Raw genomic sequence first — 24,443 nt, forward strand, 5'->3', positions numbered from 1 at the left:
CGATGACAGTATCACTCACGGAGGTCTCATGAGACAGTGGAGAGGACGAACCGCGAAGGAGTCTGCTGTTTGTTCAAGCAGAGGACGGCGTACGAGCTTCAGCTACGTCTCGTGGGCTCGGGGATGTGTATAAGGAGCAGGTACAACACCCTCGTCGGGACGGACCAGTCCCGCGATGACGTGCAGAATCGTCGACTTGCCCGCGCCGTTGGGGCCCAGCACGGCCAGCACCTCACCACCGGCGACGTCGAACGCGACGTCGACGCCGCGCTGCTCGACGACCGCACGCACGCTGATACCGGTCACGCCGCGCTCCACGCACTGTCACCGCGCAGCCGTCGACTCCCCAACCCCAGCACCACCACGGCTGCCACCACCACGAGCAGCAGCGACAACGCCACCGCGGCCTCGGGGTCACTCTCCCGCTGCAGGTAGATCTCCAGCGGCAGCGTCCGAGTGACGCCCTCGCGGGAGCCAGCGAACGTGAGCGTCGCACCGAACTCGCCGAGGGACCGGGCGAACGCCAGCACCGCGCCCGAGACCAGGCCGGGCGTCAACAGCGGAAGCGTGACGCGCCACCACACCCGGGACGGGCGGGCGCCCAGAGTGGCGGCCACGGTTTCGTAGCCGGTTCCGGCCGTACGGGCGGCCCCTTCGAGCGCGATGACCAGGAAGGGCAGCGACACGAACGTCTGCGCGAGCACGACCGCCGTCGTCGTGAACGCGATCTGGACACCCGCGGCCTCCAGATACTGGCCGAGCAGGCCGAGCCGGCCGAATGCGTACAGCAACGCGATCCCGCCGACCACCGGAGGCAGCACGAGCGGAAGCAGGATGAGGGGCCGCACGGTTCGGACAAGTCGACTGTCGCTGCGCGCCAGGACCAGCGCCATCGGAACGCCCACCAGCAGGCATAGCAACGTGCTGGCGGTCGCCGTGCGCAGGCTGAGCAGCAGGGCGTTGACTGAAGACTCGCTGCTGATCAGCTGCACGACGTTCAGCCAGTCCACCCTGGCCGCGATCGCCACGAGCGGCACCGCGACGAACAGCGCGCCGACCGCGGCGGGCAGATACAGCCAACGCGGCAGACCAGCCGGGTTACTCAACCCGTCCCGCCTCGCACTCCACAGGCCAAACCCTATGGGACTCGCGCCTGCGCGCCGGTTTCGTGCTGTAGCTACTGTCCAGTAACATTTCGGAGGATCGCTGCGTGCAGCGTCGAACACGACAGGGAGGTCCTCGCGATGGAGGTGCTCGTCACCGCAGGTGACACCGATCTGGGCCGCACGATCGCCGAAGGTTTCCGCGACGCCGGTCACCGCGTCGTGATCGTGGGCGCCCGCCGCGACGAACTCGAGGTTGCCGCGAAGGAACTCGACGTCGACGCCAGCGTGCTCGACAACACCGATCCCGACAGCCTGGAAGCGGCGCGACAGCAGTTACCGCATCACCTCGACACGATCGTCAACGTGCCCGCCCCCGGGTGGGACGGCGGCGATCCGCGCACCTATTCACTGTCCGACGTGGCTCGGGCATGGCGTGCGGCACTTGACTCGACCGTCGTCTCCGCCGTGCTGACGGTGCAGATTCTCGGTGACCATCTGCGCTCGGGCGGTTCGATCGTCAACGTGGTCCCCGAAAACCCGGCCGTCGGCAGCGCGGACGCGGCGATCAAGGCCGCGCTCGCGGACTGGACCGCGGGTCAGGCCGAGCACTTCGGCACTCGCGGGATCACTGTCAACGCGGTGGCCTCGGGACGGAACGCCGAGCCCGGCTATGAAGGCCTGTCGCGCACGCCGCCGCCGGTCGCCGACGAGATCGCGCGCCTGGCCCTTTTCCTCACCACGCCGGCGGCGCGGCATATCACCGGCCAGGTGCTACACGTCAGCAAGGGCGCGCTCGCAAACTTCGGCTGACTATTCCGCTGTTCGCACGGAGCTAAACGGGATGACCGCTCCGCTTAGGTGTGGTTTCGTGCTCTCATGACCATCAGACTCGGACTCCAGATCCCGAACTTCTCCTACGGCACGGGCGTCGCCGAAATCTTCCCCACCGTCATCGCACAGGCGCAGGAGGCCGAGGCCGCCGGTTTCGACTCGGTCTTTGTGATGGACCACTTCTATCAACTGCCCGGGCTCGGCACGCCGGACCAGCCCATGCTCGAGGCGTACACCGCGCTGGGCGGGCTGGCCACGGCCACCGAGCGGGTCCAGCTCGGCACCCTGGTGACCGGCAACACCTACCGCAACCCGACGCTGCTGGCCAAGGCGATCACCACGCTGGATGTGATGAGCCAGGGACGCGCCATCCTCGGCATCGGCACCGGCTGGTACGAGCTCGAACACGACAGCCTTGGCTACGAGTTCGGCACCTTCACCGACCGCTTCAACAAGCTCGGCGAGGCGTTGGAGATCATCCTGCCGATGCTGCGCGGCGAGCGCCCGACGTTCGACGGCAAGTACTACCGCGCCAAAGACGCGATGGCCGAACCGCGGTTCCGGGACCACATCCCGCTGATGATCGGCGGCAGCGGCGAGAAGAAGACGATTCCGCTGGCGGCCCGGCACTTCGACCACCTCAACATCATCGCCGGCTTCGACGAGCTGCCGCGCAAGTTGCAGGTGGTCAAGGAGCGCTGCGAGGCGATCGGTCGCGACCCCGCGACGCTGGAGACCAGCATGCTCGTCGTCGCGATCATCGACGAGAACGTCACCGGCGACATCATCCCCGACGACTACAAGCAGCAAGCGGTGTTCGGCAGTGCCGATCAGATCGCCGAGCAGATCAAGACCAAGGTCCTCGACGCCGGTGTCGACGGGGTGATCTTGAGCCCGGTGACGAGCCTGGACGGGTACCACCCCGGCCGGGTCACCGCGGTGGGCGAAGCCCTCCGGCCGCTGCTTGGCGGGTGATCCGGACCCCGGGTGGGATATAACACAACGAACCCGTTCACTGATCGGGTGTTCAGGCGACTACCGTTACGGGTAGTGAACTGCACGTGGAAGCACCGTCGAGGAGCCCAATATGAGCCATCCCGGAGCCACTGCATCTGATCGGCACAAGGTCGTCATCATCGGGTCAGGGTTCGGCGGGCTGACCGCTGCCAAGAGGCTTAAGAGAGCCGACGTCGATGTCAAGCTGATCGCCAAGACCACCCACCACCTGTTCCAGCCGCTGCTGTACCAGGTGGCGACCGGCATCATCCCGTCCGGCGAGATCGCGCCGCCGACGCGGATGATCCTGCGCAAGCAGAAGAACTGCCAGGTGGTCCTCGGCGACGTCACCCACATCGACCTGGCCAACCAGACGGTCACCTCCGAGTTGCTGGGCCACACCTACGTGACCCCGTACGACTCGCTCATCGTCGCCGCGGGTGCCGGCCAGTCCTACTTCGGAAACGACCATTTCGCGGAGTGGGCGCCGGGTATGAAGTCCATCGACGATGCGCTGGAGCTGCGGGCGCGCATTCTCAGCGCGTTCGAGCAGGCGGAGCGGTCCAGTGACCCGGCGCGACGCGAGAAGCTGCTGACGTTCACCGTCGTGGGCGCGGGTCCGACCGGCGTCGAGATGGCCGGGCAGATCGCCGAACTGGCCGACCACACCCTCAAAGGTGCGTTCCGCCATATCGATTCGACCACCGCACGGGTGATCCTGCTCGACGCCGCACCCGCCGTCCTGCCCCCAATGGGCGAGAAGCTGGGCAAGAAGGCGCAGGCCCGGCTCGAGAAGATGGGCGTGGACATCCAGCTCGGCGCCATGGTCACCGACGTCGACCGCAACGGCATCACCGTCAAGGACTCCGACGGCACGATCCGGCGTATCGAGTCCGCGACGAAGGTGTGGTCGGCCGGTGTGCAGGCCAGCCCGCTGGGCCGGGACCTCGCAGAGCAGTCCGAAGGTGAGGTCGACCGGGCCGGGCGCGTGCTCGTGAACCCTGACCTGACGCTGCCCGGCCATCCGAACGTGTTCGTGGTCGGCGATATGGCCCATGTCGAAGGTGTGCCCGGCCAGGCGCAGGGCGCCATCCAGGGTGGCCGGTATGCCGCCAACGCGATCCGGGCCGAGCTCAAGGGCGCGGACCCCACCCAGCGCGAACCGTTCCAGTACTTCGACAAGGGCTCGATGGCCACGGTGTCGCGGTTCTCCGCCGTCGCCAAGATCGGCCCGCTGGAGTTCGGCGGCTTCATCGCCTGGCTGGCCTGGTTGGTGCTGCACCTGGTGTATCTGGTCGGCTTCCGCCGCAAGCTCACCACGCTGGTGTCGTGGACGGTGACGTTCCTGTCGACGCAGCGCGGCAACCTGACGATCACCGAGCAGCAGGCTTACGCCCGCACCCGAATAGAGGAGCTTCAGGAGATCGCCGCGGGCGTGCGCGACACCGAGAAGGTCGCAGGCTAGAGCCGCACGCCCTGCCAGGTCGCCAGGCAGCCGCCGGCGGCAAGTGCCAGCGGTTCACCCGCCGTGTCGACGTCGGCGTCTGGATAGCTCAGTTCACTGATCGCGGCCATCGGTGCGCCGATCTCGTCGTCGCTGACCGAACCCCTGCCCAACTCGATGCGGTGCCGCAGCAGTGCAGTGCCGTCGACGTCGGCGTGCAGCGACCCTGACCAGAACCCGTGGTGCTCATGGGATCTGCCTATCTGCACCCGCTCGCGGAGCCTGACACGTCCATGGGCGCCGACATCCAGGCGGACCGAGGTGTGGTGACGCGAGTCGGCTGCCACGATCGTAGGTTCGGGGTCGAAGTCCAGCTCTCCGGCGATGTCGAGCTCCCAGATCGAGCAAGAGTCAAGGGTTTTCGCCCCGGGGAGGGCCACCGTCGCGGCGACGGTGCGTATCCGCAGCCGAGCGTCCGGTTCGACGACGACGCGGAAGTGGAGGACGTCGCCACCCAGCGGGGTCGCCGCCGCCGACACCAGATGGACGGTATCGGGCCCGGTGAGCCGGGCGGCAAGACCGCCGGCGCACTCGAGGCGCGGCCGGCGGTCCCGCCGCGCGACGATCAGCACCTCGGACCGCATTAGACGGGTACCCGGAGTTGGGCACGCACCCAGTCCACCACCGCGGAGGCCGCGGGGTCCTCGGTCAGCGAGATCATCACAAATGGGCGCTCACCGCGCACGGCCGCCGCATCGCGCCGCATCACGCCGAGGTCGGCTCCTACCAGCGGAGCGAGGTCGGTCTTGTTGATCACCAACAGGTCTGAGTAGGTCACCCCGGGACCGCCCTTGCGGGGAACCTTGTCGCCGCCTGCGACATCGATGACGAAGATCTGGACATCGACCAGCCCCGAGGAGAACGTCGCCGTCAGATTGTCCCCGCCGGACTCGACGAGAATGAGGTCCAGCCGGTCGTTTGCGGCGATGAGGTCGTCGATCGCGTCGAGGTTGGCGGTGATGTCGTCGCGGATCGCGGTGTGCGGGCAGCCGCCGGTCTGCACCGCGGCGATCCGCTCGTCGGACAGCACGGCATGGCGCCGCAGGAAGTCCGCGTCCTCGGTGGTGTAGATGTCGTTGGTCAGCACGGCCAGCGACAGTTCGTCGCGCAGCTGTCGGCACAACGCCGCGACCAGTGCGGTCTTCCCCGAACCGACCGGACCGCCGACGCCGATGCGCAACGGCTCCCCCTGGCGGCGCGCGCGCTTGGGTCGTTCGAGGTGGTGGTGTGGCTCGCCGTCGGTGAAATGCGGTGGCATGACGATCCTTTCGGGGCGGATTACGAGACGAAGAGGGGGCGCTCGCGCCTGCTGTGGCGCTGGGCCAGCACGTCGAGCAACGGGTCGGACAGGTCGGCCAGTTCCTTTGCCGCGGTGGCCGCGGTCTGGTCACACAGCGCCGACAGCTCGAACGTGAGCGCGGCGACGTCGGCGGGATCGAGCGCGAGCAGGCGCTGCGCGGCGGTCGCCGAACCGGTCATCGTCGTGTAGACCATCGAGAGGGCGGTCTGCTCAGCGCTCAGCCCCGCCGCGCGTCCGGCCCATCCCGCCGCGACCGACAGGTGTGGGGTCGCGCCGAGCGCGCCCCAGTCGTCGGCGGGCCACACCCGGCGGGCCAGCCGCACGAGGCCCCGCCCCTGGGCGCGCGACGCCTGGCGGGCGGCGGGTGCGGGTGTGCGGGCGTCGGTTTCGTGCTCGGCCTGCTCGGGCTCGAGGGTTCCCGTGTGCACGGCCGCGGCCAGCGAGGCGGTCACCAGGCCCTGGGTTCGGATGCGTCGTCGCAGGTATGCCCGCAGCGTCGTCACGTCGGCGACCAGCCCGCTGGTGATCGCTTCCTCGATGCCGCCGGAGTGCACGTGCCCGCCGGTCGGCAACCGCGAGTCGGCCAGTGCGAGAAGCGTGGTCAGGTTCGTCATCGGGTTCAGAAGAGGAAATACCGTTGTGCCATCGGCAGTTCGGCCGCCGGTTGTTCCTGCCAGACGTCTCCGTCGATGCGGACCGTGAAGGTGTCGGGATCGACCTCGATGCGCGGCAGCGCGTCGTTGAGTGGCATCTGGGCCTTACCGACTTGCCGAACGTCTTTCACCGGCACGAGGCGCCGTTTCACATCGATCCGGTCAGCCAGGCCGTCGTCGACGGCCTGCTGCGAGACGAAGTGCACCGACGTGGCGGCGGCGGCCGACGGCGCCGCGCCGAACATGGGGCGCGGCAGCACCGGCTGCGGGGTCGGGATCGACGCGTTGGCGTCTCCCATTGCGGCCCAGGCGATCATGCCGCCCTTGAGTACCGCGTGGGGGCGCACACCGAAGAACGCGGGTTCCCACAGCACCAGGTCGGCGAGCTTACCCACCTCGATCGATCCGACCTCGGCGTCGAGACCGTGCGCGATCGCCGGGCAGATCGTGTACTTGGCGACGTAGCGTCGAGCGCGGTTGTTGTCGGCGGCCCTGGCCCCCGAGGTGTCGCCGTCCAGCGCACCGCGCCTGCGTTTCATGACGTGCGCGGTCTGCCACGTGCGGATGACCACTTCGCCGATGCGGCCCATCGCTTGCGCGTCGCTGCCGATCATCGAGATCGCGCCGATATCGTGCAGCAGGTCCTCGGCGGCGATGGTGGAGGGCCGAATGCGGCTCTCGGCGAACGCGAGATCCTCGGGGACACTGGGGTTGAGGTGGTGGCACACCATCAACATGTCGAGGTGCTCGTCGAGCGTGTTGACCGTGTGCGGGCGCGTCGGGTTGGTCGAACTGGGCAGCACGTGCGGTTGTGCGGCGACGGTGATGATGTCGGGAGCGTGCCCGCCGCCTGCACCCTCGGTGTGGTAGGCGTGGATCGACCGGCCCGCGATCGCGCCGACGGTGTCCTCGACGAAGCCGGCCTCGTTGAGGGTGTCCGAATGCAGTGCGACCTGTACGCCCGACGCGTCGGCAACGGTCAGGCAGGCGTCGATCGCGGCAGGGGTGCTACCCCAGTCCTCGTGCAGCTTGAATCCCGAAGCGCCACCGCGTAATTGCTCCCACATGGCATCGGTGCTGACCGTGTTGCCCTTACCGAGCAGCGCGATGTTCATCGGCCAGGAGTCCAGCGACTCGAGCATGCGGGCCAGATGCCATGCCCCGGGGGTGACCGTGGTGGCCTTGCTGCCTTCCGCCGGGCCGGTTCCGCCCCCGATCATCGTGGTGATACCACCGCCGAGCGCTTCGGCCATCGTCTGCGGGCAGATCAGGTGCACATGGCAGTCGATGCCGCCTGCGGTGATGATGCGGCCGTTGCCCCCGATGATCTCCGTCGACGGCCCGACCACGAGGTCGGGATGGATACCCGACATGATGTCGGGGTTGCCGGCCTTGCCGATCGCAGTGATGCGGCCATCACGAATGCCGATGTCGGCCTTGATGATTCCCCAGTAGTCGAGGATGACCACACCGGTGATGACGGTGTCGGGAGCCCCGTCGGCACGTGTTGCGCGTCCCTGTCCCATGGATTCGCGCAACACCTTGCCCCCGCCGAAGACGGCCTCGTTCCCGGCGAGTTCGGGTCCGCCGCTGCGGTCCTCGGTGATCTCGATGAACAGGTCGGTGTCGGCCAGTCGGATCCGGTCGCCGGTGGTCGGCCCGAAGAGGGCGCCGTACCTGGCGCGTGGCAACCGGGTCATCGGGCTCCTCTGCTCTCGGCGGGCGTGCTCATCGGTTGTTCAGACGGCCGGGCGGGTCCAGCCGACCGGGCGGGTCCAGGTTCAGCCCGTGCACCTCGCGCGCGCCTCCCAGCGGGACGAGCGAGACGCTCTGGGCGACACCGGGTTCGAACCGCACCGCGGTCCCGGCGGGGATGTCGAGCCGGCGGCCGTGCGCGGCTGTGCGGTCGAAGGACAGCGCGGCATTGGCCTGGGGCAGGTGGAGGTGGCTGCCGACCTGCACCGGCCGGTCTCCTGTGTTGACGATCTCCATCGCGAGCCGCTCGGCGCCCACGTTGATCTCGATGTCGCCGTCCCCGTACAGGATTTCGCCGGGCACCATCGGTCCGGTCACGGGATCGGGTGGTGGACGGTGACGAGCTTGGTGCCGTCGGGGAACGTCGCCTCGACCTGGACGTCCTCGAGCATTTCGGGCACGCCCTCCATGACGTCGTCGCGGCGCAGCACCTCGCGGCCACTGGCCATGAGCTCGGCGACCGTGCGGCCGTCGCGGGCACCTTCGAGGAGATGGTCGGTGATCAGCGCAACCGCTTCGGGGTGGTTGAGCTTCAGGCCACGGCCCTGTCGGCGCCGGGCGAGCTCGGCTGCGTAGGAGATCAGCAGGCGGTCCTGCTCATGCGGGGATAAACGCATAGTGGGCGATATTGCCACGGAGCGCGGCGATCAGCAGCGCACGCGATGTCTTACGCCGCCGGCATGTTCTGCAGCCGCACCTGTCCGCGCGCGACGAGCTTGTCGTCCTCGGCGGTGATGGTGATCTGCCACAGCTGCTGACGCCGGCCGCGGTGGATCGGGGTGGACACCGCGGTGACGGTTCCCGAGGAGATGGCCCGCAAAAAGTCCGTGTTGTTGTTGACGCCGACGACGTTGCCGCCGCCGTTGTCGGCGAGCCAGACCGCGGCGGACACGCTCGCCAGGCTCTCGACGACCGAGCAGTACACGCCGCCGTGCACGATGCCGTAGGGCTGAAGCAGCTTGTCCGTGACTGTCAGCTGTGCGCGGCCGCCGTCGGGACCGAGTTCGAGATAGGTCAGGCCGAGCTCGGTGTCGAAGCCCTTACCCAGGTCGGAAGGCAGGTCGGAAGTCACGGATCGTGTCTACACGCTGTCGAACACCGTGACCGCGCCGGGTGCGCGGAGTTAGGGTCAGCCATGGCCAAGACCGCGAAAGACCTCGTTGAAGCCGCCAACGCCGTGGTGCCCAAGATCTCCCCCGGCGAGGCGAAAGAATTGATCGACAAGGGTGCGTTGGTCGTCGACGTCCGCGACGCACCCGAACTGGAGAAGAGCGGCAAGGTGGCGGGCGCTGTGCACGTGCCCCGCGGCATGCTCGAGTTCCGTGCCGACCCCGAGTCGCCGTATCACGATCAGAACTTCGCCAAGGACAAGCCGGTGATCGTGTATTGCGCATCCGGTGGGCGCTCGGCGCTCTCGGGGCAGGCGCTCAAAGAGCTCGGTTATCCGGACGTGTACAACCTCGGTGCGTTCGGCGACTGGGCCGACAGCGGTGGCGCCGTCGAAAATACCGGCGGCGAAAACGCCTGACGCCCAAGGCATTCGGTGCACACGCGGACGAGCCCCGCACCTATGGTGCGGGGCTCGTCCTCCGTGTGGACCGGGGGTCTCTGCAGCCCTCAGGACTCCGGCGCGGTCCGGTGGTTCGTGTCGATCTCTGGTCGATAGAATAGGCAAGGCTTGCCTAATTTAGCAAGACTTTCCCCGCGATTGGTCGTGAAGTGCCCCGGACCGGAAGTCCGAAGCCGACGAGCGCGTCGAGCACGGCCTGCCCGCGCCGCATGCTCGTCCACTCGCTGGAGCCGGCGAGCAGCGGAACCTGCGTGGCGGCGCTGACGACCGCCCCGCCCACGACGTGCCACATCGAGGCGACCGACATCGCTCCGCCGCTGATCTCGACCAGCTTGGCGAACAGCGGCGCCAGCGCGCGGTGGCTGCGGTGCGCGACCCACGTCGTCAACGCCGCCTCGCTGGGCAGCGCCACGATGCCGTCGCGCGTCGAGCTTCCGGCGCGGTTGGACCTGTGGTCGAAGTACGGATCGTCGGGAAGGGCCCGCAGCGTCGGGTCGACGACGCCGACCCAATCGATCGCACCTTCGGAATCCACGTGCACCCACAGGTTCTCCAGGCCGGTGTCCCATGCGCGGCCTTCGAGTACGACCAGCGGCACGACGCGGCCGACGACCACGTGGGCGAGGGTGGCCGCCAATTGGTGTGCCACGGCAGCGCGGCTGTCGGTCTCCTCGGCGGCCAGATCGAACATCGTCTGCAGGCGGTCTGTGCTCAGCGCGTCGGCCAGCGGCCACCACCGCCGCCGGGACAGGTCCCGCATGACCGCGACTCCGTAGACCCGCGGACACTCGGGATAGAGCTCACGGAGTCGTCGACTCGACTCATGCAGCGGCAACGTCCTGTGGATCGCCATGCTCGCGATGAGTGGATCGTCGACCAATACCGTCATAGGGCCTCCCATATTCAAGTTAGGTAAGGCTTACTATAGCTAGGCGCGTCATGACGACCAGGCCCTGTGACTGCTTTCACACCACCCTTCGAGTGGGGGGTGACCACGGGCGGAGGTTCGGGCCGGGCGTCGGTGGGCCCTTGTCCGCCAGGCGAAATACGACGCACCGTAGTAAGACGTAGTACGCTGGATCAATAGCCTCTAGGAGATGAACGGACCATGGCGAAGTTGACGCGTCTGGGGGAACTGGAACGCGCGGTGATGGATCATTTGTGGTCCTCTCGCGAACCCCAAACCGTGCGCCAAGTTCACGAGGCGCTCGCCGCCCAACGCGACTTGGCGTACACCACGATCATGACCGTGCTGCAGCGGCTGGCGAAGAAGAACCTCGTCGTGCAGCACCGCGATGACCGCGCCCACCGCTACGCACCGACCCACGGCCGCGACGAACTCGTCGCGGGCCTGATGGTCGACGCGCTCGACCAGGCCGCCGACTCGGGCAGCCGGGAAGCCGCGCTGGTGCATTTTGTCGAGCGCGTCGGCGCAGACGAAGCCGCGGCGTTGCGTCGCGCACTGACCGAACTGGAGAGCAAGGTTCGCGTTGCGCCGCCCGCTGGTAATTCGGGCACCGGCTGAGAGAGACTGACGGCGTGTCCGCGCTGGCCTTCACCGTCCTGGCGCTGGTCCTGTCGGGACCGGTGCCCGCCGTCCTGGCGCGCGCGTCGTGGCCGTTCCGCGCACCGCGAGCGGCCATTGTGCTGTGGCAGGCGATCGCGCTGGCCGCCGTCCTGTCGGCCTTCTCAGCTGGAATCGCCATTGCGAGCAGGCTTTTCGCGCCGGGTCCCGACGGTCGGCCGACCGCCACCATCACCAGCGAGATCGCCGTCATGGGCTGGCCGGTGTGGATCGCCTACGTCGTGGTCTTCGCGCTGACGCTGGTGATCGGTGCGCGGCTTATCGCGGCGGTCTTGCAGGTGGCCATCGCGACGCGGCGCCGTCGCGCCCACCACCGGATGGTCGTCGACCTCGTGGGCAAGTCGCAGAAGTGGGCGCACGCCCACGCCGGTGACGGGTTGCGCATCCTGAACGTGGACCAGCCGCTGGCGTACTGCCTGCCGGGCGTGCGCAGCCGCGTCGTGGTCAGCGAGGGCACGCTGACGACGTTGGCGGACAACGAAGTTGCGGCGATCCTCACCCACGAACGCGCGCACCTGCGCGCCCGGCACGATCTCGTGCTGGAGATGTTCACCGCGGTGAACGCGGCGTTCCCGCGCTTCGTTCGCAGCGGAAGCGCGCTGCACGCGGTGAGACTGCTGGTCGAGATGCTGGCCGACGACGCGGCGGTGCGCATCGCCGGTCCCACTCCGCTGGCCCGCGCGCTCGTCGCGTGCGCGGCCGGTCGTACGCCGTCGGGTGCGCTGGCCGCGGGCGGACCCACCACCGTGCTACGGGTACGTCGGCTCGGAGGCCGGCCCAACAGCCGCGTGCTGGCCGCAGGCGCGTACACCGCCGCGGCCGCGGTGCTCGTGGTGCCCACCTTTGCGGTGGTGCTTCCGTGGCTGACCGAACTGCAGCGGCTGTTCACCGCTTAGGGACAAGCCGCGCGAACGAGGCGTTCACAACAAAACAACGAAAGGCTGCCCGCATGAGCTCTGACGCATCTGCTTCCGCGACCACCGGTACCGCTCAGATCGGGGTGACCGGGCTTGCCGTCATGGGATCCAACATCGCGCGCAACTTCGCCCGGCACGGGTACACCGTCGCGCTGCACAACCGCTCGATCGCCAAGACCGACGCGCTGCTCGACCAGCACGGCTCGGAAGGCAAGTTCGTGCGCAGCGAGACCATCGCCGAATTCCTCGACGCCCTGGAGAAGCCGCGACGGGTGCTGATCATGGTCAAGGCCGGGGACCCCACCGACGCGGTGATCAACGAACTCGCCGACGCGATGGAGGAAGGCGACATCATCATCGACGGCGGCAACGCCCTCTACACCGACACGATCCGCCGCGAGAAGGCGATGCGCGAACGCGGGCTGCACTTCGTGGGCGCCGGCATCTCCGGCGGCGAGGAGGGTGCGCTGAACGGGCCGTCGATCATGCCCGGCGGCCCGGCCGAGTCCTACAAATCGCTGGGTCCGCTGCTCGAGGAGATCTCGGCGCATGTCGACGGTGTCCCCTGCTGCACCCATATCGGCCCCGACGGCGCGGGCCACTTCGTGAAGATGGTGCACAACGGCATCGAGTACTCCGACATGCAGCTGATCGGCGAGGCCTACCAACTGCTGCGCGACGGGCTGGGCAAGTCGGCCGGCGAGATCGCCGACGTCTTCGACGAATGGAATTCCGGCGATCTGGACAGCTTTCTGGTCGAGATCACCGCCAAGGTGTTGCGCCAGACCGACGCCAAGACCGGTGAGCCGCTCGTCGACGTCATCCTCGACGAGGCCGAGCAGAAGGGCACCGGACGTTGGACGGTGAAATCGGCGCTCGACCTCGGCGTCCCAGTGACCGGTATCGCCGAGGCCGTGTTCGCGCGCGCTCTGTCGGGATCGGTGGCCCAGCGCAAGGCCACCACCGGCCTGGCCTCCGGCGACCTCGGTGAAAAGCCCAGTGACGCCGAGAACTTCGTCGAGGACATCCGCCAAGCCCTGTACGCGTCGAAGATCATCGCCTACGCGCAGGGCTTCAACCAGATCCAGGCCGGCAGCGCCGAATACGACTGGGGCATCACCCCCGGCGACATGGCCACCATCTGGCGCGGCGGCTGCATCATCCGGGCCAAGTTCCTCAACCGGATCAAAGAGGCCTTCGACGAGGACCCCGACCTGCCGACGCTGATCGTCGCGCCCTACTTCCGCAGCGCGATCGAGGCGGCGATCGACAGCTGGCGCCGCGTCGTCATCACCGCCACCGAGCTGGGCATCCCGATCCCCGGTTTCTCCTCGGCACTGTCCTACTACGACGGACTGCGCCAGGAGCGCCTGCCCGCTGCGCTCACCCAGGGCCTGCGGGACTATTTCGGCGCGCACACCTACGGCCGCATCGACACCGACCCCGCCAAGCGGTTCCACACGCTGTGGAGCGGGGACCTCAGCGAGGTCGAGGCCTAGCGTTCTCTCGGCAGGGAACCGGGCGCCGTCGGGCCACTAGACTTGGACCGACATGCGATTTCTGGACGGCCACCGGCCCGCTTATGACCTGACCTACAACGACGTCTTCATCGTCCCTGGACGCTCGGATGTCCAGTCCCGGATGGACGTCGACCTGTCGACCGCCGACGGCTCGGGCACCACGATCCCGGTCGTCGTCGCGAACATGACCGCCGTCGCCGGCCGGCGGATGGCCGAGACGGTGGCCCGTCGCGGCGGCATCGTCGTGCTGCCGCAGGACTTGCCGATCTCCGCGGTGAAAGAGACCGTCGACTTCGTCAAGAGCCGCGACCTCGTCGTCGACACCCCCGTGGTGCTCTCCCCCGACGACTCGGTGTCCGATGCGACCGCGTTGATCCACAAACGTGCCCACGGCGTCGCGGTCGTCGCCTTCGAGGGCAGGCCGATCGGCCTGGTCACCGAGGCGAACTGCGAGGGCGTCGACCGGTTCACCCGCGTGCGCGACGTCGCGGTCTCCGACTTCGTCACCGCGCCGGTGGGCACCGAGCCGCGCAAGGTGTTCGACCTGCTCGAGCACGCACCGGTCGACGTGGCGGTGCTCACCGAGAGCGACGGGACGCTGGCAGGCGTGCTGACGCGCACCGGTGCGGTCCGGGCGGGCATCTACACACCCGCGGTCGACGACAGGGGCCGCCTGCGGATCGCTGCCGCGGTTGGGATCAACGGCGATGTCGGCGCCAAGGCGCGCAGCCTGGCCGAGGTCGGGGTGGACCTGCTGGTGATCGACACGGCCCACGGACACCAGGTCAAGATGCTCGATGCGATCAAGGCGGTCTCGTCGTTGGATCTCGGGCTGCCGCTGGCTGCGGGCAACGTGGTCTCCGCCGAGGGCACCAGGGATCTGCTCAGCGCAGGCGCGTCGATCGTGAAGGTCGGTGTCGGACCGGGCGCGATGTGCACCACGCGCATGATGACCGGGGTCGGGCGACCCCAGTTCTCCGCGGTCCTCGAATGTGCCGCTGCGGCACGGCAATTGGGCGCGCACGTGTGGGCGGACGGCGGTATCCGGCATCCGCGCGATGTCGCACTGGCATTGGCCGCGGGCGCATCCAACGTGATGATCGGCTCGTGGTTCGCGGGCACCTACGAGTCCCCCGGCGACCTGATGCGCGACCGCGACAACCAGCCGTTCAAAGAGAGTTACGGGATGGCGTCCAAACGCGCGGTGGCCGCGCGCACCGCCGGCGACGGGTCGTTCGACCGGGCCCGCAAGGCGCTGTTCGAGGAGGGCATCTCGACGTCAAGGATGGGCCTGGATCCGTCCCGTGGAGGTGTCGAGGACCTGCTCGACCACATCACATCCGGGGTGCGCAGCACCTGCACCTACGTGGGCGCGGCGAATCTGGCTGAACTGCACGAGAGGGTGGTGCTCGGCGTGCAGTCGGCGGCCGGCTTCGCCGAGGGGCATCCGCTGCCCACGGGTTGGTGATCCCTCCCCCGCAAGATCACCCGTTACCATGGGTTTCCTTCAGTCCTCTACGCGAAAGGGATCCCGTGCCGCAGGCACCCGTCGAGGCCCGGGTTGCAGAGGGGGCCCACCGGGCCGAGCGGCCCGAGCCTCCCGACGCCGAGCCCTCCTCTAGACGGCCGGACAACAGGTCCGGCACCAGCGCGAGGACACCCCGATGAGCATCGCCACGACGGTGCTGTCGCTGCTCGCAATCGTATTGCTGACGGCGGGCACCGCGGTTTTCGTCGCCGCCGAGTTCTCGCTGACCGCGCTCGAGCGCAGCACGGTGGACGCCAACGCACGCAGCGGGCACCGCCGCGACAAGATGGTCCGACGGGCGCACCGCACGCTGTCGTTCCAGCTGTCCGGGGCCCAGGTGGGCATCTCGATCACCACGCTCGCGACCGGCTACCTGGCCGAACCCGTTGTCGCGCGCTTGATCCACCCCGGCCTGGATGCGATCGGCATCCCCCCGGCCTACACCGGCGGGCTGGCGCTGGTGCTGGCGATCGCGATCGCCACCTCGATCTCGATGGTGTTCGGCGAGCTGGTGCCCAAGAACCTCGCAGTCGCCCGGCCCGTGCCGACGGCACGCTGGTCGGCCGGACCGCAGCTGCTGTTCTCCGCGCTGTTCACCCCGCTGATCCGGCTGACCAACGGGACCGCCAACATGATCCTGCGTCGCCTCGGTATCGAACCCGCCGAGGAGCTGCGCTCGGCGCGATCCCCACAGGAACTGGTGTCGTTGGTGCGCAGCTCGGCTCGCAGTGGCGCACTGGATCCCGTCACCGCGGTCCTGGTCGACCGATCCCTGCGGTTCGGCGATCGCTCCGCCGAGGAGCTCATGACCCCCCGACAGAAGATCGAGGCCCTCGACGCCGACGCGACCGTTGCCGAGCTGGTCACCGCCGCGATCAGGACCGGGTTCTCGCGGTTCCCGATCATCCGCGGAGACCTCGACGAGACGATCGGGATCGCGCACGTCAAGCAGGTTTTCGAGGTGCCGATCGACCAACGCGCGACCACCCGGCTGGCCACGCTGGCGCTGCCGGTCGCCAAGGTGCCCTCGACTCTGGACGGCGACACGGTGATGACCCAGATCCGCGCCAACGGCCTGCAGACCGCGCTGGTGGTCGACGAGTACGGCGGGACGGCGGGCATGGTGACCGTGGAGGACCTGATCGAGGAGATCGTCGGCGACGTCCGCGACGAGCATGACGACGAGGCCCCCGATGTGGTGCCCGCGGGACGCGGCTGGCGAATATCGGGCCTCTTGCGCATCGACGAGGTCGCAAGCGCTACCGCGTTCCGCGCCCCTGAGGGCGACTACGAGACGATCGGCGGCCTGGTCCTCGAGAAGCTCGGGCACATCCCCGACGAAGGCGAGTCGGTCGAGCTTGAGGCGTTCGACCCGGACGGCCCGCTCGAGGATCCGAACCGCTGGCTGGCCACCGTGCTGCGGATGGACGGCCGCCGCATCGACCTGCTGGAGCTGACCGAACTGGGCCGCAGCGGCGAGGCCGACGGGAGGAGCGTCGATGGGTGACCTCTTTGGCGTGCTGCTGACGGTGGTGCTGCTCGCCGTCAACGCGTTCTTCGTCGCCTCGGAGTTCGCGCTGATCTCCGCGCGGCGCGATCGCCTGGAGGCGTTGGCCGAACAAGGCAAGAAGAGCGCCGTCACCGTCATCCGCGCCGGTGAACACCTGTCGCTCATGCTCGCGGGCGCTCAGCTGGGCATCACGATCTGCTCGATCCTGCTCGGTCGCGTCGGCGAACCCGCCGTCGCGCATCTGCTGGAGAAGCCGTTTGACGCCGTCGGTGTGCCCGATGCCGTGCTGCACTCGGTGTCCTTCGTCGTCGCTCTGGCCATCGTGGTCGTCCTGCACGTGCTGCTCGGCGAGATGGTGCCGAAGAACATCGCGATCGCGGGCCCGGAGTCGGCGGCCATGCTGCTGATACCGACGTATCTGGTGTACATCCGCGTGGCACGCCCCTTGATCGCGTTCTACAACTGGTGCGCCAACGTGACCCTGCGGGTGTTCGGGGTGGAGCCCAAGGACGAACTCGACGTCACGGTGTCCACAGTCGAGTTGTCGGAGATGATCGCCGAATCGCTGTCCGAGGGGCTGCTCGACCCCGAGGAACACAGCAGGCTCACCCGCGCCCTGCAGATCCGCGACCGCGCGGTCAAGGACGTCGCATTCCCGCTGCGCGACATTCGGACGGTGTCGGTGGCGCGCGAAGGGGCGGGGCCGACCGTCGGCGCCGTCGAAGAGGCGCTGGCCGAGACCGGTTACTCGCGCTTCCCGATCACCGACGCCTCCGGCACCTACCTGGGGTACCTGCACATCAAGGACGTGCTGGCGTTCGTCAACGACCCCGACGCCGTGCTGGACCTGTCGATGGTGCGCCCGCTGCCGGTGGTTCCGTCGTCGCTGCCGTTGCCCGACGCGTTGTCGCGGCTACGGCGAACCAACAGCCACTTGGCGCTGGTGACCGCACCCGACGGCAGCGTGGAGGCGATGGTCGCGCTCGAGGATCTCGTCGAGGACCTGGTGGGCACCGTGCGCGACGGGACCCATCGTGTCTGACGTCGCAGTGTGCGCCGCTGCCGTGCTCGAGGAATCGGACTGGAGCACCCGCGAGCAGGCGCATCAGCGGCGCGCCGACGCGTTCTGCGCACCGCACCGTCGTCGGGCCCGTTGCGGCGAGAAGCACCCGGTCTGGGACTTTCTGTTCACCTACTACAGCCTGCGGCCCGCCAAGTTGCGGGTCTGGCACCCCGGCTTCGGCTTCGCTTTGGCCGGGGGCGCACAGCGCTTCCTGGGCCGGACGGGGTACGCGAGTGACCACCACGGTGTGACGGTGAGCCCGGAGTATCTGGCGGCGCGGATCGACACCGTGCGGTTCGTCGGCCGGCTGTTGCGGTCCACGGCGGCGCGCCCGGCCCGGCTGAACTGTTTCGGGCTGCACGAGTGGGCGATGGTCTACCGGTCGTCGACGGTGCGCCACGACCGGGTGCCGCTGCGGCTCGGCGCGGCCGGCACCGACGCGGTCGTCGAGTCGATGCCTCTGCGCTGCAGTCACTTCGACGCGTTCCGCTTTTTCACCGAACCGGCCGCCGGACGCAACGCCGAACAGCTGACCCGGCAGAGCCAGGTCGCCACCGAACAGCCTGGCTGTCTGCACGCCGCGATGGATCTGTACAAGTGGTCGTTCAAGCTCGGCCCGCTGGTCAACTCGGAGTTCGTGATGGACTGCCTCGAGCTGGCCGCCCAAGCCCGCGAACTCGACATGCGGGCCAGCCCCTATGATCTCCGCGAATACGGATTCGAGCCGATCGCGATCGAGACACCGGCCGGTCGAGCCGAATACGTGCGGATCCAGCAGACCATTGCGGAGCGGGCCGCGCCGCTGCGGGACGACCTCGCCGATCGGTGCGAACGGCTTCTTACCGCAGCAGCCCGGGACGGCTGACCAGCCGGCTGCGGATAAGCCGGGTTACCGCTGGGTAAGCTGGGACGACAGTTCGAGGAGGAATGATGACCGATCGCGTGACGGTGGGAAACCTGCGCGTGGCCCGGGTGCTGTACGACTTCGTTAACAACGAGGCATTGCCCGGCACCGACATCGACCCCGACACCTTCTGGTCCGGCGTGGACAAGGTCGTCGCCGATCTGACGCCCAAGAACGAAGAACTGCTGGCCAGACGCGACGACCTGCAGGCCCGCATCGACAAGTGGCACCGGCAGCGGGTCATCGAACCGCTCGACCATGACGCGTACAAGGCGTTCCTCACCGAGATCGGCTACCTGCTCCCCGAGCCCGACGACTTCACGATCACCACCGCGGGCGTCGACGACGAGATCACCACGACCGCCGGACCTCAGCTGGTGGTGCCGATCCTCAACGCCCGGTTCGCGCTGAACGCCGCGAACGCCCGCTGGGGTTCGCTCTACGACGCGCTCTACGGCACCGACGTGATCTCCGAGGACGACGGCGCCGAGAAGGGTTCCAGCTACAACAAGGTTCGCGGCGACAAGGTCATCGCCTACGCCCGCCGATTCCTCGACCGAGCTGCGCCGTTGGCCTCCGGCAACTGGAGCGAGGCCACCGGTCTGCGCATCGACGACGGCCAGCTGCTTGTCGACCTGGGCGACGACAACGCTTCGTCTGCTGACTCCTCGCGCGAGCGCTCGTCGGTCGGGCTTGCCGAGCCCGAGCAGTTCGTCGGTTACACCGGAGACCTCGGCTCGCCCCAGTGGTCGGTACTGTTGCGCAACAACGGATTACACGTCGAGATCCTCGTCGACCCGGAATCGCCCATCGGTTCGACCGACGCCGCGGGCATCAAGGACGTCGTCCTGGAATCCGCGGTCACCACGATCATGGACTTCGAGGATTCGGTCGCCGCCGTCGACGCCGAGGACAAGGTGCTCGGTTACCGGAACTGGCTGGGCCTCAACCGCGGTGACCTCACCGAAGAGGTGAGCAAGGGCGGTAAGACCTTCACCCGCAAGCTCAACGAGGACCGCACCTACACCACCCCGGGCGGCGAGGGCGAGCTGACGCTGCCCGGACGCAGCCTGTTATTCGTGCGCAACGTCGGACACCTGATGACCAACGACGCGATCGTGAGAACCGACGGCAATGGCGAAGAAGTCGAAGTCTTCGAAGGCATCCAGGACGCGCTGTTCACCAGCCTGGTCGCGATCCACGGCCTGAAGTCCGGGGACGGCAACGGCCCGCTGGTCAACAGTCGCACCGGCTCGGTGTACATCGTCAAGCCCAAGATGCACGGCCCCGACGAGGTGGCCTACACCGTCGAGTTGTTCGGCCGCGTCGAGGATGTGCTCGGGTTGCCCGCCAACACCCTCAAGGTCGGCATCATGGACGAGGAGCGCCGCACCACCGTCAACCTGAAGGCCTGCATCAAGGCCGCCGCCGACCGGGTGGTGTTCATCAACACCGGCTTCCTCGACCGCACCGGCGACGAGATCCACACCTCGATGGAAGCCGGCCCGATGATCCGCAAGGGCGCGATGAAGAGCACCCAGTGGATCCAGGCCTACGAGGACCAGAACGTCGACATCGGGCTGGCGACCGGTTTCTCCGGCAAGGCCCAGATCGGCAAGGGCATGTGGGCGATGACCGACCTGATGGCCGACATGGTCGAGCAGAAGATCGGCCAGCCCAAGGCCGGCGCCACCACCGCGTGGGTGCCGTCGCCGACCGCGGCCACGCTGCACGCCATGCACTACCACGAGGTCGACGTTTACGCGGTGCACAAGGAGCTGGAAGGCGAGAAGCGCACCAGCGTCGAGCAGCTGCTGGCCGTGCCGCTGGCCAAGGAGCTCGCGTGGGCGCCCGAGGAGATCCGCGAAGAGGTCGACAACAACTGCCAGTCCATCCTCGGCTACGTGGTGCGCTGGATCGACGCGGGGGTCGGCTGCTCCAAGGTGCCCGACATCCACAACGTCGCGCTGATGGAAGACCGTGCGACGCTGCGCATTTCGAGTCAGCTGCTGGCGAACTGGCTGCGCCACGGCGTCATCACGCCCGACGATGTGGTGGCCAGCCTCAAGCGGATGGCCGCAATCGTCGACAAGCAGAATGAGCAGGATCCCGAATTCAAGCCGATGGCAACGGATCCGGACCACAACATCGCATTCCAGGCCGCGCAGGAATTGATCCTCTCGGGCGCCGAACAACCCAACGGCTACACCGAGCCGATCCTGCATCGCCGCCGCCGCGAGTACAAGGCCGAACACGGCGGTGCGTGATCCGGTGACCGGTCGGCGTCGCAAGTAGAGGGCGGAAGTGGGCAGGCACAGTAAACCGGATCCCGAAGATTCGGCAGGCGGGGAGTTCGGCGATCGTCACGACGACTCGGAGACCGAACGCTTCGGTTATCTTGGCGACCGTCCGGAACCGGGACCCGGGAGCTATGACGCGGGCTATGGCTCCGAGTACGGCGACGTCGACCGTCCCGATTATGCGGATGGTCCGGAAGACCCCGGTTACTCGGATTTCGAACGCAACTACTCGGAGCCCGAGACCGGCGCATCGACTCCCCCGCCGGGAGTCCCGCCGCGCTCGGGCCCGGCGCACAGCGGTGAGTGGGAGGGCGGCGAGTGGACCGGTAGCCATCGCGCGGTCACCCCGGGCAGGCGTGGTGTCAGCGTCGGCGTCATCGCTGCCCTGGTCGCGGTCGTGGTGCTCGTCGGCGCGGTCATCCTGTGGCGATTCTTCGGTGACGCCTTGTCCGACCGCACCGATCAGGCCGCCGCGCGGTGCGTCGACGGTGAGCTGTCCGTCGCGGTGGTGGTCGACCCGAACATTGCCGAGCCGATCCAGTCGCTGGCCAACCGGTACAACGAGACCGCCGCCCCGGTGGCCGACAAATGCGTGAAGGTCGGCGTCAAACCGGCCGAATCCGACCAGGTGGTCAACGGTTTCACCGAGGCGTGGCCTAAAGAGTTGGGCGATCGTCCCGCATTGTGGGTGCCGGGCAGCTCGGTCTCGGCGGCGCGGCTCGAGGCTTCGTCGGGTGCACAGGCGATCATCGACAGCCGGTCACTGGCCACGTCGCCGGTGGTGCTGGCCGTTCGGCCGGAGTTGAAGAACGCTCTGGCGCAACAGAACTGGTCGACCATTCCGGCATTACAGAGCAATCCGGCTTCATTGGACGGGCTGAATCTGGCCGGCTGGGGCGCGCTGCGGCTGGCGCTGCCACTGAGCGGCGACAGCGATGCGTCGTATCTCGCCGCGGAAGCGATCGCGGCCGCGTCGGTGCCCGCCGGTGCGCCCGCCAGTGAGGGCATACGCGCGGTGAACACCGTCGTGGCGGGCCAACCGCAGCTGCCGGACAAGAAGACCTCGACCGCGTTCGACGCGCTGGTCAACGCATCCGATCCGGCGGCGGCTCCCGTGCACGCCGTCGCCATCACCGAACAGCAGTTGTATCAGCGCAGCGCCGGTCTGCCCAATGGAGCGGGTGCGGTCTCGGGATGGTTGCCGCCCGGTCCCGCGGCGGTGGCCGATTACCCGGCCGTGTTGGTGTCGGGCGATTGGCTGTCGCAGGAACAGAAGAGCGCTGCCAGCGAATTCGCCCGGTTCATGCGCAAACCCGAACAGCTCGCGGAGTTGGGCAAGGCCGGTTTCCGCACAGAAGGCGGAACGCTGCCCGACAGCGACGTCGTGGACTTCGGGCCGATGCCTGCTCCGATGTCGGTGGGCGACGACCAGACACGCGCGCAACTGGCCAACGCGCTGACCGCCCCGGCGGCCAACCCGGCGGTGACGATCATGCTCGACCAGTCGATGCCCACCGATGAGGGCGGACGGTCTCGGCTGCAGAACGTCGTTGCCGCGCTGAACGCCCGGTTGCAGGCGTTGCCGGCCTCGTCTGCGGTGGGCCTGTGGACATTCGACGGCACCGCGGGCCGTTCGGAGGTGAGCACCGGACCGTTGAGCGACCAAGTCGACGGCCAGTCCCGCTCGGCGGCGTTGACGTCAGCACTGGACCAACAGTCCGCCTCCGGAGGGGGTGCGGTCTCGTTCACCACGCTGCGGCTGGTCTACACCGAAGCGATGGCGAACTTCCGTGAAGGACAAGAGAATTCGGTCCTGGTGATCACCACCGGGCCGCACACCGACCAGACCCTCAACGGAGAAGGCTTGCAGCAGTACATCCGCGGCGCCTTCGACGATGCCAAGCCGGTGGCCGTCAACGTCATCGACTTCGGGTCGGACTCCGATCGCGCGACCTGGGAGGCCGTTGCCGACATCAGCGGCGGCACCTACCAGAACCTCGCCAGCTCCGACTCCCCGGAGCTGACGGCGGCGATCGCGAACTTCCTCGGTTAGCGCCCGGCGAACACCCGACTCACACGCCGCGCCCCTAGTCGCCGAACGTGGGTTACCGGCACACTTTTCTCGGGCAGATTCATACGGTCAGTGCAACATCCTTGGATTTGGAGGTTGTACATGCCGAGTGGTTACCCGCATCCGCGGTCGACGCGTCGGGAGTTGTTTGATCGGGTGTGTCAGGGCGTGGGGGTCGAGCGAGCTGCCCGGGAGATGGGTGTGTCAACGACTGCGGCGACGTTGTGGTGGCGTCAAGCTGGAGCGATGCAGCTATTGAGGGGTAACAATCGTGCTGGCCATGGCGTCGTTGAGCCGGGCGATCCTGATCGACCAGGCGGTAAAGGACATCGCCTTAGTTTGGACGAGCGCATCGCGATCATGCGTGGTCTTGATGCCGGGCTCAGCGACGCCGCCATCGCCGAGCAGATCGGGCGTGAGCGCAGCACTGTGTGGCGCGAAAAGCGCCGCAACCGTAATGCTGACGGGGACTACCACGCCCGCATGGCCCATAGCCGTGCAGCGCAAAACGCCAAGCGACCCAAAGGGTTCAAGCTCAACGACGCCAGGTTGTGCGCGCGGATCCAGATATGGATGGACCAGGGGTGGAGCCCCAAGCTGATCGCCGACGTGTTGGCCCGCGATCACCCCGATGACAGGCTGGCGCGGGTGAGTCACGAAACCATCTACAAGTGCCTCTACGTCCAAGGCCGCGGGCAGCTGCGCGCTGATCTGCACAAGCGGCTCTCAACCAAACGTGCAGCACGTAAATCACGCGATGCCGCCCCGCGACGCTCACCGTTTAGGGACGTGATCACCATCAGCAAGCGTCCCCCGGAAGTGGATGATCGGGCCGTGCCCGGGCACTGGGAAGGCGATCTGATCATCGGTGCCCATAGCGGTTCGGCGATCGGCACGCTGGTCGAGCGCAGCACCCGGTTCACCATCTTGCTGCACTTGCCCCACGATCACACCGCCGAATCGGTGGCCACCGCGATGATCGCGGCGATGAGCGAGCTGCCGGCCCATCTGCGCCGCACCATCACCTGGGACCGCGGCTCAGAGATGGCCGGCTGGCAAGACATCAGCCTGCAACTACAGGCCCCGGTCTACTTCTGCGATCCCCACTCACCCTGGCAGCGCGGCAGCAACGAGAACACCAACCGGCTACTGCGGTTCTGGTTCGAGAAGGGCACCGACCTGCGCGTGCATTCCAAAAGCGACCTCCAACGCATCCAAGACACCCTCAACACGCGGCCACGACCCACCCTGAACCTCGACACCCCCGCCGACCGCCTCAACGCACTCATCACCCAACCAGCAGCATGAACCCCGAGTGTTGCACCAACCA

23 protein-coding genes and 1 pseudogene are annotated in these 24,443 nt (G+C 67.9%); 14 read left to right on the plus strand and 10 right to left on the minus strand.

Annotation, left to right across the window (positions count from 1 at the left end; genetic code table 11):
- Window positions 1-141: 141 nt before the first annotated feature.
- Both CEX87_RS18675 and CEX87_RS18680 read right to left on the minus strand, forming a co-directional pair.
- Window positions 142-306, minus strand: a pseudogene (locus tag CEX87_RS18675) (ATP-binding cassette domain-containing protein); the annotation flags it as partial.
- Complete coding sequence (locus CEX87_RS18680; RefSeq protein ID WP_064393726.1) at window positions 303-1,106, minus strand: ABC transporter permease; 804 nt, start codon at window positions 1,104-1,106, stop codon at window positions 303-305. The pseudogene CEX87_RS18675 and the gene CEX87_RS18680, both read right to left, overlap by 4 nt.
- Before the next feature lie 138 nt (window positions 1,107-1,244).
- Between CEX87_RS18680 and CEX87_RS18685 the strand changes: the two genes are divergently transcribed.
- The 3 genes from CEX87_RS18685 (at window position 1,245) to CEX87_RS18695 (ending at window position 4,398) form a co-directional block, all read left to right on the plus strand.
- Complete coding sequence (locus tag CEX87_RS18685) at window positions 1,245-1,916, plus strand: SDR family oxidoreductase (RefSeq protein ID WP_064393725.1); 672 nt, start codon at window positions 1,245-1,247, stop codon at window positions 1,914-1,916.
- A 66-nt stretch (window positions 1,917-1,982) separates the two neighbouring features.
- Entirely contained in the window at window positions 1,983-2,912 is a 930-nt protein-coding gene (locus tag CEX87_RS18690; RefSeq protein ID WP_094288604.1) for an LLM class F420-dependent oxidoreductase, read from the plus strand.
- A 112-nt stretch (window positions 2,913-3,024) separates the two neighbouring features.
- Window positions 3,025-4,398 (plus strand): NAD(P)/FAD-dependent oxidoreductase, encoded by a 1,374-nt coding sequence (locus CEX87_RS18695; RefSeq protein ID WP_064393723.1) that lies wholly within the window; start codon window positions 3,025-3,027, stop codon window positions 4,396-4,398.
- Here CEX87_RS18695 and CEX87_RS18700 read toward each other — a convergent pair.
- From CEX87_RS18700 to CEX87_RS18730, 7 genes are read right to left on the minus strand one after another with little or no spacing between them, the layout of a single operon-like run.
- Window positions 4,395-5,021, minus strand: a complete 627-nt coding sequence (locus tag CEX87_RS18700) for an urease accessory protein UreD (protein WP_094288606.1) — start codon at window positions 5,019-5,021, stop codon at window positions 4,395-4,397. The two genes, CEX87_RS18695 and CEX87_RS18700, sit on opposite strands and share 4 nt — an antisense overlap.
- Window positions 5,021-5,695 (minus strand): urease accessory protein UreG, encoded by a 675-nt coding sequence (ureG, locus tag CEX87_RS18705; RefSeq protein WP_094288608.1) that lies wholly within the window; start codon window positions 5,693-5,695, stop codon window positions 5,021-5,023. The genes CEX87_RS18700 and ureG overlap by 1 nt, the downstream gene beginning before the upstream one ends.
- Window positions 5,696-5,715: 20 nt before the next feature.
- Window positions 5,716-6,351: an urease accessory protein UreF gene (locus CEX87_RS18710; protein ID WP_094288610.1), complete on the minus strand. Its 636-nt coding sequence runs from the start codon at window positions 6,349-6,351 to the stop codon at window positions 5,716-5,718.
- A gap of 5 nt (window positions 6,352-6,356) precedes the next feature.
- Complete coding sequence (locus tag CEX87_RS18715) at window positions 6,357-8,090, minus strand: urease subunit alpha (protein ID WP_094288612.1); 1,734 nt, start codon at window positions 8,088-8,090, stop codon at window positions 6,357-6,359.
- Between the two features lie 28 nt (window positions 8,091-8,118).
- Complete coding sequence (locus CEX87_RS18720) at window positions 8,119-8,451, minus strand: urease subunit beta (RefSeq protein ID WP_094288700.1); 333 nt, start codon at window positions 8,449-8,451, stop codon at window positions 8,119-8,121.
- A gap of 8 nt (window positions 8,452-8,459) precedes the next feature.
- Window positions 8,460-8,762 (minus strand): urease subunit gamma, encoded by a 303-nt coding sequence (locus CEX87_RS18725; RefSeq protein WP_064393718.1) that lies wholly within the window; start codon window positions 8,760-8,762, stop codon window positions 8,460-8,462.
- Between the two features lie 50 nt (window positions 8,763-8,812).
- Complete coding sequence (locus tag CEX87_RS18730) at window positions 8,813-9,217, minus strand: PaaI family thioesterase (RefSeq protein WP_064393717.1); 405 nt, start codon at window positions 9,215-9,217, stop codon at window positions 8,813-8,815.
- Between the two features lie 63 nt (window positions 9,218-9,280).
- Between CEX87_RS18730 and CEX87_RS18735 the strand changes: the two genes are divergently transcribed.
- Window positions 9,281-9,673, plus strand: coding sequence for a rhodanese-like domain-containing protein (locus CEX87_RS18735; RefSeq protein WP_094288614.1), 393 nt, complete (start codon window positions 9,281-9,283; stop codon window positions 9,671-9,673).
- A 154-nt stretch (window positions 9,674-9,827) separates the two neighbouring features.
- Here the strand turns inward: CEX87_RS18735 and CEX87_RS18740 are convergent, their stop codons facing one another.
- Window positions 9,828-10,604 (minus strand): iron reductase, encoded by a 777-nt coding sequence (locus CEX87_RS18740; protein ID WP_094288616.1) that lies wholly within the window; start codon window positions 10,602-10,604, stop codon window positions 9,828-9,830.
- Window positions 10,605-10,823: 219 nt separating this feature from the next.
- Here CEX87_RS18740 and CEX87_RS18745 point away from each other — a divergent pair, with 219 nt between their 5' ends.
- From CEX87_RS18745 to CEX87_RS18790, 10 genes are all read left to right on the plus strand, one after another.
- Window positions 10,824-11,240, plus strand: a complete 417-nt coding sequence (locus tag CEX87_RS18745; protein WP_064393714.1) for a BlaI/MecI/CopY family transcriptional regulator — start codon at window positions 10,824-10,826, stop codon at window positions 11,238-11,240.
- A gap of 14 nt (window positions 11,241-11,254) precedes the next feature.
- Window positions 11,255-12,196, plus strand: coding sequence for a M56 family metallopeptidase (locus tag CEX87_RS18750; protein ID WP_064393713.1), 942 nt, complete (start codon window positions 11,255-11,257; stop codon window positions 12,194-12,196).
- Window positions 12,197-12,249: 53 nt separating this feature from the next.
- Entirely contained in the window at window positions 12,250-13,716 is a 1,467-nt protein-coding gene (gene gndA, locus CEX87_RS18755; RefSeq protein ID WP_094288618.1) for an NADP-dependent phosphogluconate dehydrogenase, read from the plus strand.
- A 52-nt stretch (window positions 13,717-13,768) separates the two neighbouring features.
- Window positions 13,769-15,205 (plus strand): GuaB1 family IMP dehydrogenase-related protein, encoded by a 1,437-nt coding sequence (locus tag CEX87_RS18760; RefSeq protein ID WP_094288620.1) that lies wholly within the window; start codon window positions 13,769-13,771, stop codon window positions 15,203-15,205.
- 196 nt (window positions 15,206-15,401) lie between these two features.
- Window positions 15,402-16,772 (plus strand): hemolysin family protein, encoded by a 1,371-nt coding sequence (locus CEX87_RS18765; protein WP_094288622.1) that lies wholly within the window; start codon window positions 15,402-15,404, stop codon window positions 16,770-16,772.
- Window positions 16,765-17,817, plus strand: a complete 1,053-nt coding sequence (locus CEX87_RS18770; protein ID WP_064393709.1) for a hemolysin family protein — start codon at window positions 16,765-16,767, stop codon at window positions 17,815-17,817. Before CEX87_RS18765 ends, CEX87_RS18770 begins: the two co-directional genes overlap by 8 nt.
- Window positions 17,810-18,703, plus strand: a complete 894-nt coding sequence (locus tag CEX87_RS18775) for a 3-methyladenine DNA glycosylase (protein WP_082694858.1) — start codon at window positions 17,810-17,812, stop codon at window positions 18,701-18,703. The genes CEX87_RS18770 and CEX87_RS18775 overlap by 8 nt, the downstream gene beginning before the upstream one ends.
- A 65-nt stretch (window positions 18,704-18,768) precedes the next feature.
- Window positions 18,769-21,009: a malate synthase G gene (locus tag CEX87_RS18780; RefSeq protein ID WP_064394139.1), complete on the plus strand. Its 2,241-nt coding sequence runs from the start codon at window positions 18,769-18,771 to the stop codon at window positions 21,007-21,009.
- 37 nt (window positions 21,010-21,046) lie between these two features.
- The gene (locus tag CEX87_RS18785; protein WP_094288624.1) at window positions 21,047-23,095 is read left to right on the plus strand and encodes a substrate-binding domain-containing protein; all 2,049 of its coding nucleotides are present in this window, start codon (window positions 21,047-21,049) and stop codon (window positions 23,093-23,095) included.
- A 120-nt stretch (window positions 23,096-23,215) separates the two neighbouring features.
- A complete protein-coding gene (locus tag CEX87_RS18790; RefSeq protein ID WP_094288625.1) occupies window positions 23,216-24,421 on the plus strand; it encodes an IS30 family transposase in 1,206 nt (401 codons plus the stop codon).
- Window positions 24,422-24,443 lie beyond the last annotated feature (22 nt).

Source organism: Mycobacterium lehmannii (genome assembly GCF_002245535.1).
Taxonomy (GTDB): domain Bacteria; phylum Actinomycetota; class Actinomycetes; order Mycobacteriales; family Mycobacteriaceae; genus Mycobacterium; species Mycobacterium lehmannii.